This is a genomic window from Rhodopirellula europaea 6C (genome assembly GCF_000338295.1).
Classification (GTDB): Bacteria; Planctomycetota; Planctomycetia; order Pirellulales; family Pirellulaceae; genus Rhodopirellula; species Rhodopirellula europaea.
This window is the reverse complement of the sequence record NZ_ANMO01000219.1, coordinates 1-11,013: the sequence shown is the minus strand read 5'-3', so window position 1 is coordinate 11,013 and position 11,013 is coordinate 1. Positions and strand designations below refer to the sequence as shown.

Here is an 11,013-nt window from a genome sequence, read left to right as displayed (position 1 = left end):
TGCAACAGGTGAAAAAGCGTCAACGAGCGGCATAAAAAAAATTGCTCGACCTCTTCACTCAGCAGAAGCTCGCTTGGGCAGCACCCAATCCGGACGAGGGAAATGGCACGTGTAGCCGTTGGGTACCTTCTCGAGGTAATCCTGGTGCTCTGGTTCGGCTTCCCAAAAGTCGCTGACTGGCTCGACTTCGGTGACCACTTTGCCCGGCCATAAACCAGACGCGTTCACATCCGCGATGGTGTCCACCGCGGTCTGTTTCTGCTGCTCATCGACGTAGTAAATCGCCGAACGGTACGAAGGGCCTCGATCGTTGCCCTGACGGTTCGGCGTCGTTGGATCATGGATCTGAAAAAAGAACTCCAACAACTGCCGGTAACTCGTCTTTTCAGGATCGAAGAAGATCTCGATCCCTTCGGCGTGGTTGCCATGATTGCGATAAGTCGCGTTTGGGACTTCACCGCCGGTGTATCCCACCCGGGTCGATTCGATGCCGGGCAGCTTGCGAATCAGATCCTGCATGCCCCAAAAACAACCACCCGCTAACACCGCTCGCTCTGTCATGACTCTTCTCCATTGAATCTCATCGGATGTGGCATAGGCTTCCATCCTGTGTTGGTCACTTCACACACAGGAAGCCGATGCCACGTTCTATTTGCCAATGCAAAACCGGCCGAACACACGGTCCAGAATATCATCGGTGTAGACCTGACCGGTCACTTCGCCGATCGCCTCGACGGCGAGACGCATTTCAGCGGCCACCAGTTCATGCCCGGCCATCTGCTCTGTCCACTGTATCGCTTGGGCCAGGTGCTCAATCGCGGCGGCCAAAGAATCTTGGCATCGAGCCGCTGTGCCGATCACGCTGCCGGTCTCGCCAGCGTCACGTTGCTCCGCGAATTCGACCAGTCGCTCGATCAGCGCATCAACACCGGCCCCCGACTCACTGCTCAAGGCCAAATCAGCCTGCATCGAATCGCCGTTCCATTCCGTCGGCATCAAGTCTCGTTTGGTTGCCACGCAAATCAATTCCGCCGATCGCTTGGCATCAGCCAAAACCGCGTCGGGGCATTTCAGCGATGCAAAACTATCTTCGCCAGTCGCGTCGATGCACCACACATGCACGTCGGCTCCCCTCGCTGCCTCGGCGGCTTGCAATTGAGCCTCCTGAGAGATCGGTGCCTCCGGGTCGGACTTCTCTCTTGTTTCCAACCCCGCTGTGTCGATCAACTGAAACGAGTGACCGCCCCAACTTGATTCCACGGTCACTAAATCGCGAGTCGTCCCGGCTTGGTCCGTCACGATGGCCGACTCGGTGCGAGACAAAACATTCAGCAATCGACTCTTTCCAGCGTTCGGCAACCCTCGCAAGACAACTCGAATCGTTGGCGATGCACCACCGCGATCGCTCAGTTGTGAACGGGTTTGCAAAAGCAGCGAGCGAAGTTCGTCGAGCCTTTGCATCAAAACTTCGTCGGATATGAACTCGATGTCTTCGTCAACAAAGTCCAATCCAGCCTCGACATCGGCCAACAAATCCAACAGCGTTGAACGAGCCGCCTGCAGTGGTCGAGAGAGGTTGCCGGCCAATTGAGAAAGTGCTTGATCGAGTGTGCCGCGATCTTCCGCTTCGATGACACCGAGCACGGCTTCGGCTTGCGTCAAATCCAATCGCCCGGCGAGAAACGATCGCATCGTGAATTCACCGGGTCGAGCGGCTCTGGCCCCCGCGTGAATCGCCGCGTCCAAACTGGACTGCAACAGCGGTGCTGATCCGATCAGATGCAACTCCGCCGACGGTTGGCCCGTGTAACTGCGCTGCGTGGGCCAAACCATCACATCGACCTCGATCGCACCGAGCGGATCACCGAGAGCGAGTGTTTTCGAGCTTCGAAATGGACGTCGGCCGCTGGCTTCGTTCGAGTCCAACACATTCATCCGACACAGCACATCGATGCAGTCGTGGCCCGACAACCGAACGATCCCGCGAGGTGCGGGAGTCATCGGCGATGCGATGGCGGCAATGGTGTCATCCGCTTCCGATGTCACCGTGCTGCCACACCGGCGGCGGGCGCGGAACTTAACTCACCTGCGTTCGTATTGGGGCGAACTCGATTGGCAATATTTGCCGCACTCCCCGATACACTCGGACCGGCGTCTTCCAACGCGTCCAAGACCATTTGCTGGGACACCAAATCACGCAGCACGATCGGCTCGGCAGGAGATTTTCCCGGATAGATTGCCAGTACCGGAATCGATCGACTTTGCAGTTCCTTTAGCTTCGCTTCGATCTCAGGATCCTGGTCCGTCCAATCGGCCAACATCGGCACCGCATCCAACTCTTCGATCAACTGACGGGTTGGTTCGGTGTTGAGCGCGACGTTGTAGTTCACGATGCAGTTCACGCACCACTTGGCGGTGAAGTCGATCATGACCGTGCGGCCTTCGGCTTGATACTCTTTCAACTTGGCTTCGTCATAAGGCTGCCACGCGATCGTCTTCACACCTTCGGCCGGTTCGGGTGCGGGGCCCAACCAGTGGAACGCCGCAACGCCGATGATGATGGCCGACGCGATACCACCTGACCAAGCATACAAACGTGCTTGCAGGCTGCTCCAACTGGGGACTTTGCCGATGATCCAGCAACCAAACCAAACACCGATCAAGGCCACAAAGACGGGCAGCTTGTCGCCGTCGCTGAACTGGTTGAAAAAGAACGCAACGGTTCCGAGGAACAAGAACGCGAGGAACTCTTTCAGTGTTTCCATCCAAGTGCCGGGTTTAGGCAACCAAGCCACCAAGGACGGCCAGATGCCGATCATCAGATAAGGCAGTGCCATGCCGACTCCCACGATCATGATGACGGCGGTTGTTTGCAAACTGGTCAACGCGAAAGTCAGGCCCAAGATTCCGCCCAGCAACGGACCACTGCAGGGTGTTGCCAAGACGGTTGCGAAAACACCTTTGAAGAATGCACCGGTGTAACCTTCGCGTTGCTGCAAAGCCTGCGAAGTTTTGCCCGCCGCCATGCCGGGAACCGGAATTTCCCAAACACCGAGATAGCTCAGTGCCATCGCGAACATCAACAACGTCAGACCGAGCCGCACCGGGAAGTAGGTGAACTGTTGGCCCCAGTTGAATGACAACAGAACCGCCAGAGCGGTGAGGACCGCGAAGACGGACAGAATGCCCAGAGCGTACACGACGTTGAGGAAGAAGATTCGTTTGCGATCTTCGCCAGCTTGCTGGACAAAGCTCATCACCTTCAAACCGACCACCGGCAACACACACGGCATGAAGTTCAAGATGACTCCGCCGATGAATGCGAACAGCAACGTGGTGCCGAAGGCCGTGCCAGCTTTCTCAGTGTCACCCGATGCTTCTTCGCTGGTTGTCTCGCTGGCAACCCCATGAGCGTCCCCAGAGCCACCGGATGTCGAGTGATCCGTTGCGGAAGCATCCGCCATCGCGATTTGTGGTTCGTTATCGGCCTCAGGTTCAATGCTGGCATTCAGTGCAGGCGAAAGGTCGGTATCAACCCAATCGAGTGTCGCCGCATCGTCCAGAATCAGCATGCGTTTCTTCGCAGCAACATTCATGCGCTGCGGTTTGGCATCCGCATGCGCCGAGTCCACAACGTTGACGACGGTTTGAAACTCGATCGCCTTTGGTTGTTGGCAGCTGTCGTCTGTACAAGCTTGGTAGGCGATCCCGCCCACGATCTTGTGTTCGCCAGTCGAGGCATCGTTTGGAATCGAGATCGGCAACGTCCATGTCACGTTGCCCTTGTGATAGGTCACGCCGGGCAACAGGTCATAATCCACCGGCGGAGATTTGGTTTGGGGTGCCCCGACTTTCAAATCTGATTTTTCGCTGACCACAAAATTGGTCTTTGATTGCTCGTCGTTCACCGAAGATGTGTAGACGTGATATCCCGAATCAGGAATCGCGGTGAATCGGAGCGTGCCCGTTTGTCCGGGTTCCAACTGCGGAGTCAAGTTGATCGCCTCCCACCGCACGACATAATCTTGATCGCGAAAGGTTTGCTTCAGATCAACGGGATGACTTTTCAAACCCGCGGGATCATTGGACGACGTCGACGCCATCGTTTGCCCGGATGGTTTTGAAACCGCCGACGGAACATCGCCGACCAGCTTTGCCGTCAATGTCTCGTTCACCGGCATGCAAGCACCGCCGGTCAAACACGCCAATGCGTCCAAGCGAATCTTCAATGCACCAAGCTGCGAGATCGCTTCGTTGCCGCCCGCGACTTTCGCCTTGGCGGTGAAGGTGACCTCGTCTTCAAACTCTTCAACGGTGATTCCGCCAAAGTCTTCGGAGACACTTCGAAGCGGTTCGCGGTCGCTCTTCCAAGCTCCTGAAATCTTGACGGAGTCCGCTTCGACCAGACTCAATTTGGTCGGTTTGGGCCCACCTTTGGGCTGGGTCGTCGAATACAGGTGCCACTTCGGCTGCAGCTTCACCTGAACGTTGAGTTCGATCTCACCCTCGCCCACAACCGAATAGGTCGCGGTGGCTTCGGCGGGCTCATCAGTTTGCAACGCCGCGTTTCCGTCAGCGGCAAAATCGTCGAGCGAAAACTCGGTGAACAGACCGGCTGCATCGGGCCTATCAGCGCGTACGGGCATCGCCACAGCCAAGGTGAACAACACCGCCAGCAGTGCGGCACCAAGGGCGGGCAATTTCCGAGCGAACCCGGGTTGGTAACAGCGATCCATCGAAAGCATCCTCCGACGAGACAATTCAATGAGACGAAAAGACATCGAACCCCATCGTTCGACCGAAATGAGTCCCGTAGCTTAGCAAAAGTGGCAAACTGAATCGATCAAGGCGGAAATTCGGCTCGAGAGCCGTTCCGGTGACGAGAAAAAGACTCGTCGCCTCAATCCAATCCAATCCACCCAATTTGCCATTCCCACCCACGCATTCAAGCGTAGAAGAGTCGCTCCCAGAGCAAGTTCTTCTGGTGTTGGGCTCTTTATTAAGAATGAACGCGGTCGAGCACCATCCGCCAGTTCCACCCCGCAATTTGCTGATGAAATCCGGGCGTATCCCTCCACCGCCAAATCCAGCCGGCTCGCCGAAAGCGTTCCTTCCAGTTGCACGGGGAAACTGCCGGCCCAACGGGCCAAGTCCACCACCGGGCAATCCCAATCCATCGCGTCGTGATCGATGATCCCCTTCACCGTCTGTCGAGATTCGTCAAACAAGATGTGCTCTCGGTGGACGTCGCGAAGCACCCAATTCTGACGCCAACCCTGAGGCGAACTCTCCATTCGCTCCGCCAACTCAGCAATCAGCATTGATTGGATCGAGGTGCCTTGTTCGACCAACAACTCGGTCGCTGCCATCAAACGATGCGCGAGCTCTTGATAGGCGGGCAACTCATTGTTCGTTCGCTCGATCGATCGCTGATGCACTCCGTCCATACTGACGCAGCGTTCCAACAACGCTCGCCACCGCGAAGCCGTTCCTGGCAATCGTTCGCGCAACAAACTTCCTGAGGACAACCACGGGCTCAACTCATGAAGACGTTTCATCCGTTCACGAAAGCAACGTGGCAACTGATCCGCGGATGCAAACTCGTTTGGCGTTCGATCGGCAAAGACCGCGGGTGAGGGCAGGTCGGCCAACCTCGCGTGAACTTTCGCGATCGCTTCCCCGCCCAGCACCAACGCTCGCGTGGCAGCATCGCTGTCCCTCGCTTCGGAATCATCGCACGCCTGTCCGTCGACCCAAGCGGTGCATTGCCATTGGCGACCTTGATCCGAAACGATCCATCGACCATCTGCGGTCGGAAGAGGAGCGGCCAAGAGTGCCGACTCGTGTGTCGCTTCTTGCTTGGCCGAAGTTGGATCAAGCAACAACTCGGAAGCAACGTCTGATATCAACCCGGTGGAAGATACGTTTGGCTGCGTCATCGCGTCGGCTAGTTCGCTTGCCACGCAGTGCCACCGCGCCGTCGGCGCGCCAGGGGTCGAACACTTCAGCACATAAGACGACGGGTTCGCGGCGGGGCGAATTCGATAGACCCGCCCGCCGCTCAGCCCTGGGTTCCACGAATCGATACCGATCGACGCTGCGTCTGGAAACCAGAGTCGTGCGATTCGTGAAACGTCCAAAAGCGATTACTTTTCAACCAAGAAAGACATGATCGACTGTTCGGGCACCGGCAACTTGAGCAACGGAGCAAATTCAGCAGTTTGTTCGTCGACATCCTTCAAGCATTCAAACAAAACTTCCTTCGACATGCCAGAGAGTCGCTGACATGCTTTGGCAAACTTTCCTTTCTCATGCCATTCGCTTTCGCTGCAAGAAGGCAGCAACGAGGCCAATGCGACACAGGCCGCACCGCGGGCCGAGTCACCCATCTCGAGCAATTGTTCGATCTCAGTATGTTGAGCAATCAACTCCACGAACTCTTCGGGCAAATTCCAACGCGTGGCCAGAATCGCTGCCGCGTCCGCGTGGTTCCAACCAAACATTTCCTGCTCCAAACCGCTGAGTCGCTTGCCCTCCGAAGCTCGTTTCTCTACCAGTTCTTCGTACTCGGCGGGCAATTCCTTCAACAGCAATGGGATCGCCATGTCTTGCAACAAAGCTCCGGCAAACAAGTCTTCAGCGGCTTCCAGCTTCAGAACGCGACCGACTTTTCGAGCGAAGATGGCACGACGCAACGAGTCTTGCCAAAGAGCTTTCAAATCGAAGGGACCAAACTTTGGATTGGGAATCACGCTGAAGACAGCGTTCCACAGCGCGAAATTCACGATCGCTCGCGAGCCGACCAATGTGATTGCCTGCGGGATACTCATGATTTCGCGACTGAATCCAAAGTACGACGAATTCACAAAGCGAAGAACTTGCCCCATCAACCCAGGATCAGCCTCGATTGGTCGCGCAAAGTCGTTTGGCCCTGCCGATTCCTTTTGCGACAACTGCAACAGGCTGATCGCACTGTGCGGCAAGGCAGGCAGGATGTCGACATGAAAAACATCTTCCAAGTTGGTGCTTTCTGCGACGTTCGTCATCGATTTCAGCTCGTTTGTTGTTTTGTGCATTGTTCGCCACGCGATGTGCCTCACGCGGTCTTGATTCTTAGACGGCGATCGAGAATGGACGACCAGGAACCGCTTGTGCGATGCACTCCATCGGCCGTACCAGCCACGAATGCCCGACACTCATTTCCCAACCATTCCTTCGCTGATAGAACCCTACGCCAAGATTTCGCAGAAGCACGCCGCAGCCTCATTCGAAGACGCCCGGATTCGGGATGATTAGCCTCAGTTGGAAGCCTTTGTCGGTCGCACCGTTTGTAGTGACGCGATTTTGATACGTTTCACCAAGACATCAGACGTCGCTCTTTCACCTCATTGGTTGACTCCACGCATCAAGACCCTGCCGCGAATCGAATCCGGCGCCGCGACGTAAACCTTTGACTGACAGAACGTTGAACGTCTAAACGACTCAGCCGGACGGCTCCGGCCCGCGACGTGCAACCGTGTGGCCTCATGGCACTCGTACGAATTCCGTCGCTCGGCAACAGCCGATTCTTCTCGCAACTCGCAGCTCATCACCTGGGAAACAACCCTCAGGTCGATGCGTCGTTCTATTGGAAGCGACTGCGAAGGACGGCCGCCCTCGCAATTTTGCTGGGCGCGGTGAACGTACTCAGTGGCACTTCTGGTTCCATGAAAGCGTCGACCAATTCATCTCGGCCCGCTTCACCGCAACCCATTACTCTTCGGCACGCTGATCCAGAGTTTCGAGTCGATATCCACCCGGATCCCACCTCCACTCTGCCAGCAACCAATCTTGCGTCAGTCCCCGCGACGACGATGCTTGCGTGGAAGATGTCCAATTCCGATGAGTCAAACAATTTGATTGAGGCAAACGATCCGGATGGAGCAACCGAAGAAGCTTTGATCTCCAGCGGCCCTCGCGCCGTGCCTCCTGTCGGCTGGCGACGCACATCGAACGGATGGGAAAACGTCGCGGAATGGCCCACAGCACACAACCAGACAGGGGGGATCTCTGCCCAAGTGTCCCTCTCAGATCAGATCCTTTTGCAGGAGAAACGGGAACCCGCAGTTTTGCGACGTTCCATGGACAAGCTGCGGAGCACCCATCCGGCGATCATCGCTTCAGTCCAAATCGCTAGCGTCTTGGTCCTATTCGCGACCTGGGTGGCACTTCGTGAAAAGCCGTTTCGGCGCGATGATGAACAGACGCCCAATCAGCTCGCTTCTTAACGTTTCGCTGGTCGTTCTCGCAAAACACTCCTGATTGGTGCGAAACGTTCCTGATCCATGCTCAGGCAACCGGTTTCCTGCGAATCTCATTCGGATGGCAATGACCTGTCTCGCCCGTGACCAAACGTGTCACGCCCCTGGCGAATACTAGTGGTGTGAAGAGGAGGCAGCTCACTGCGGTCTTCTCTGTGAACCAACCGTCGACCAGCCATCACATCAACTGGCCGAACTCACTTTGGTGGAAAAGCTGTCGGGCTTTCATTGTCTCCGGCACCATCGTCGATAGGATCGACCTTGCGACTTCGCAGGGATCGCCATGTCTGACCACCGTTGGTCGGAACATCGGTTGGGTTTGAATTGGAAACAAGAAAAGTTTGTTCAGGGAATAAAGGAATCAGGACATGGCAAAGAAACCACGCATGGCAACGCCGGCAGCATCCAAGGGCGTCAAGCTGGATCCAGGTATGAAGACCATTCTGGAAAAAGAACCCGGTCTGAAGACTACGCTTCAACAGATCGAAAAGTCGTTTGGCGACGGTGCGATCATGCCGCTGGGAGCTTCCCAAAAGCTGACCATCGATTGCATCTCCACGGGCAGCCTCAGCCTCGACATGGCTCTGGGTGGAAAGGGCATCCCGCGAGGCCGAATCATCGAAGTCTTCGGCCCGGAATCTTCCGGTAAAACGACGCTGGCTCTGCACATCGGTGCCGAAGCCCAAAAGTCCGGCGGGATCGCGGCGATCATCGATGCCGAGCATGCCTTCGACCCAAGTTGGGCCAAGAAGCTCGGTGTGGAACTGGACAGCCTGCTGGTCAGCCAACCGGGCAGCGGCGAAGAAGCGATGCAGATCTGCGAGATGCTGGTCAAATCCAACGCCGTCGACGTCATCATCATCGACTCCGTCGCGGCCTTGGTGCCCAAGGCGGAACTCGAAGGCGAGATTGGCGACAGCCACGTGGGCTTGCAAGCTCGTTTGATGAGCCAGTCGATGCGGAAGCTGACCGGTGCGATTGCCAAAAGCAAATCGGCTGTCGTCTTCATCAACCAAATTCGCGAGAAGGTCGGTGTGATGTTCGGCAGCCCCGAAACCACTCCCGGCGGTCGTGCCCTCAAATTCTATTGCTCGTGCCGAATTGATGTTCGTCGGATTGGCAGTCTGAAAGACGGTGAAGAGCAAGTCGGTCAACGCGTCAAAGCGAAGATCGTCAAGAACAAGGTCGCACCTCCGTTCCGGATCGCAGAATTCGACATGATGCACTCCAACGGCATCAGCTTCGAAGGCGACTTGCTGGATCTCGGAACCGAGAACAAAGTCGTCAACCGCAGCGGTTCATGGTTCAAGTACGGCGACACGTACTTGGGACAGGGTAAAGAGAAGGCTCGCAACTTCTTGATCGAGAACCCAGACGTCTCCGATGAGATCAAGCAGAAAGTCTTGGCCGCCGGTGGCTTTGTCGCACCGCTCGAAGCGGACGCGGCAGCCGAAGACGAAGAAGCAGTCGAAGATGGCGAAGCCGTCGCCAACAGCTGATCCGCGAATCGGGTTGGTCGCGAGGTCAGTTGACTATGCATGAAACGGATCGTCTCGGGGAAACCTGGGACGGTCCGTTTTTCGTTTTCCGCCGCAGACGAAAATCCTGGCACCACGTTTCTGTTGCTTCATGATGAGTGCACGAGATGCCTCAGCGATACCAAACCGACACCTCACCTGCACGGGGCTGCTCACCCGCGATAACATCGCGGCATGACTGCATCCGATCCTGCTCCAGCCGACTCGTCCGCGACCGACCCAGCGTCCTTCGACCCGACTCCCGAGGTGATCTTCTTGGGCACCGGGACCAGCGTTGGTGTGCCCGCGATTGGATGCGAATGCGATGTCTGCCAAAGCACTGACCCGCACAACAACCGAACGCGTTGCTCGATCTTGATTCGGTTGCCCGAGGGCAATCTGCTGATCGACACACCGCCCGATTTGCGAACGCAATTGCTTCGCGAAAAAATCAAACTCGTGCACGCGGTTTTGTTCACCCACGAGCATGCCGATCACATCTACGGGCTGGATGACTTGCGGTTGTTTCCGTTTCGGCTCGGTCGTCCCGTTCCGTTGTATTGCCGTGCGGACGTCGAAGCTCGCATTCGAACGTCATACGACTACGCGTTTTCACAGCGTGAACAAACCCACGCGGGATCACGGCCCCAACTCGAAATTCTCTCGATCAACAACGATGATCCGTTTGAGGTTCTCGGTGTTCGGGTCACTCCGGTTCCGCTGAAGCACGGACCGCACTTCGAAGTGTTGGGTTTCCGCATGGGCGACTTCGCTTACTGCACCGATACCAATCACGTCTCGGAGTCATCCATGGAACGACTGCGAGGCCTCGACACGCTGGTCCTGGATGCCTTGCGATTCACCCCGCACCCAACTCACTTCAATATCGACGAAGCACTCGAAGTGATCCAAGAGCTGAACCCACGCCAAGCCTTCCTAACTCACCTTTGCCACGACATTGATCACGGCCCAGTGGAAGCCTCGCTGCCCGATCACGTGCACTTGGCTTACGACGGCCTGCGTCTACCGATGCCATCCATCCAGTAGCCGAATGTTCGTCACAACCCGCCGCGTCAGCAAGGCCACCCCAGCCGTAGCCGGATTCGCCAAGAATTCGGACCGCAACCAACTCGAGCATCTGAATCCCGGCGACACCATCAACGTAGGCCAGGTTATCACCTGGCACCCAACCGATG

At 56.6% G+C, this 11,013-nt stretch carries 9 protein-coding genes; 4 read left to right on the top strand and 5 right to left on the bottom strand.

The window, feature by feature from the left end:
* Nucleotides 1-54: 54 nt before the first annotated feature.
* From msrA to RE6C_RS23810, 5 genes are all read right to left on the bottom strand, one after another.
* Nucleotides 55-561: a peptide-methionine (S)-S-oxide reductase MsrA gene (gene msrA, locus RE6C_RS23830; RefSeq protein WP_039963230.1), complete on the bottom strand. Its 507-nt coding sequence runs from the start codon at nucleotides 559-561 to the stop codon at nucleotides 55-57.
* A gap of 87 nt (nucleotides 562-648) precedes the next feature.
* The gene (locus RE6C_RS23825) at nucleotides 649-2,046 is read right to left on the bottom strand and encodes a tRNA modification GTPase (RefSeq protein WP_008660730.1); all 1,398 of its coding nucleotides are present in this window, start codon (nucleotides 2,044-2,046) and stop codon (nucleotides 649-651) included.
* Nucleotides 2,043-4,745, bottom strand: coding sequence for a protein-disulfide reductase DsbD family protein (locus tag RE6C_RS23820; protein WP_008660729.1), 2,703 nt, complete (start codon nucleotides 4,743-4,745; stop codon nucleotides 2,043-2,045). The genes RE6C_RS23825 and RE6C_RS23820 overlap by 4 nt, the downstream gene beginning before the upstream one ends.
* Nucleotides 4,746-4,817: 72 nt before the next feature.
* Nucleotides 4,818-5,963 (bottom strand): phosphotransferase, encoded by a 1,146-nt coding sequence (locus RE6C_RS23815; protein WP_008660728.1) that lies wholly within the window; start codon nucleotides 5,961-5,963, stop codon nucleotides 4,818-4,820.
* A 183-nt stretch (nucleotides 5,964-6,146) separates the two neighbouring features.
* A complete protein-coding gene (locus RE6C_RS23810; RefSeq protein WP_008660726.1) occupies nucleotides 6,147-7,076 on the bottom strand; it encodes an HDOD domain-containing protein in 930 nt (309 codons plus the stop codon).
* 450 nt (nucleotides 7,077-7,526) lie between these two features.
* Here RE6C_RS23810 and RE6C_RS23800 point away from each other — a divergent pair, with 450 nt between their 5' ends.
* The 4 genes from RE6C_RS23800 to RE6C_RS33625 all read left to right on the top strand — a co-directional run.
* Nucleotides 7,527-8,267, top strand: a complete 741-nt coding sequence (locus tag RE6C_RS23800; protein ID WP_008660724.1) for a hypothetical protein — start codon at nucleotides 7,527-7,529, stop codon at nucleotides 8,265-8,267.
* Between the two features lie 401 nt (nucleotides 8,268-8,668).
* Nucleotides 8,669-9,799, top strand: a complete 1,131-nt coding sequence (gene recA / locus RE6C_RS23795; protein WP_008660722.1) for a recombinase RecA — start codon at nucleotides 8,669-8,671, stop codon at nucleotides 9,797-9,799.
* Nucleotides 9,800-10,012: 213 nt separating this feature from the next.
* The gene (locus RE6C_RS23790) at nucleotides 10,013-10,864 is read left to right on the top strand and encodes an MBL fold metallo-hydrolase (RefSeq protein ID WP_008660720.1); all 852 of its coding nucleotides are present in this window, start codon (nucleotides 10,013-10,015) and stop codon (nucleotides 10,862-10,864) included.
* A 4-nt stretch (nucleotides 10,865-10,868) separates the two neighbouring features.
* Nucleotides 10,869-11,013: DUF1589 domain-containing protein (locus tag RE6C_RS33625; protein ID WP_008660719.1), on the top strand; the 145-nt coding region annotated here is incomplete at its 3' end.

Excerpts from the sequence above, each read along its gene's own strand:
- RE6C_RS23800 (WP_008660724.1), top strand. The coding sequence starts at position 7,527 with ATGGCACTCGTACGAATTCCGTCGCTCGGCAACAGCCGATTCTTCTCG.
- RE6C_RS23810 (WP_008660726.1), bottom strand. The coding sequence starts at position 7,076 with ATGCACAAAACAACAAACGAGCTGAAATCGATGACGAACGTCGCAGAA.
- RE6C_RS23790 (WP_008660720.1), top strand. The coding sequence starts at position 10,013 with ATGACTGCATCCGATCCTGCTCCAGCCGACTCGTCCGCGACCGACCCA.
- recA (WP_008660722.1), top strand. The coding sequence starts at position 8,669 with ATGGCAAAGAAACCACGCATGGCAACGCCGGCAGCATCCAAGGGCGTC.
- RE6C_RS23820 (WP_008660729.1), bottom strand. The coding sequence starts at position 4,745 with ATGCTTTCGATGGATCGCTGTTACCAACCCGGGTTCGCTCGGAAATTG.
- msrA (WP_039963230.1), bottom strand. The coding sequence starts at position 561 with ATGACAGAGCGAGCGGTGTTAGCGGGTGGTTGTTTTTGGGGCATGCAG.